The organism is Novosphingobium malaysiense, assembly GCF_000802225.1.
GTDB classification, from domain to species: domain Bacteria; phylum Pseudomonadota; class Alphaproteobacteria; order Sphingomonadales; family Sphingomonadaceae; genus Novosphingobium; species Novosphingobium malaysiense.
This window is the reverse complement of sequence record NZ_JTDI01000029.1, coordinates 1-460: the sequence shown is the minus strand read 5'-3', so window position 1 is coordinate 460 and position 460 is coordinate 1. Positions and strand designations below refer to the sequence as shown.

Below are 460 nucleotides of genomic sequence, written 5' to 3'. Positions count from 1 at the left end.
GCCCCGGACCGGCGGTCGAAACAGTCATGGCCGGCATCATGATCGACCGTCGCCATTGCGAGGTGCGCATTGTCCGAAAATGCGAGATCGATGCGCGCAGCTGGCCGCTATGGCGAATGGCGCGCTTCGACAGGGAGCACTTCGCCCTCACCAGGGTCACCCCCATACTGGAGCAGGCACTGGAAAGCGGCGACCCCGCGTCGCTTCGCAAACTCGAGCGGCTGATTGAGGAATTCGCCACCACTTTCCGTCCGCCGACCGGGGCAACGCCGTCCTGAACGGTGGCGTCGCCGCAAGCGTGGGCTAGTGCGCCAGAAGCAGCGGCAGGTCGCTGTTGGCCAGCATCGAGCGGGTAACGCCGCCGAACACGGTTTCGACGACCGGGGAATGGCCGTAGGCGCCCATGACGAGATAGCCCGCGCCCGCACCGTGCGCCCTCTCGAGAAGGGTCGACCAGACC

The 460-nt window shown here is 66.5% G+C and carries 1 protein-coding gene; it reads left to right on the top strand.

Features of this window, described 5'->3' with window-relative positions; translation table 11 throughout:
- On the top strand, nucleotides 1–278 hold a 278-nt coding region (locus LK12_RS23355), incomplete at its 5' end, for a BLUF domain-containing protein (protein WP_231568475.1).
- Nucleotides 279–460: the final 182 nt, after the last annotated feature.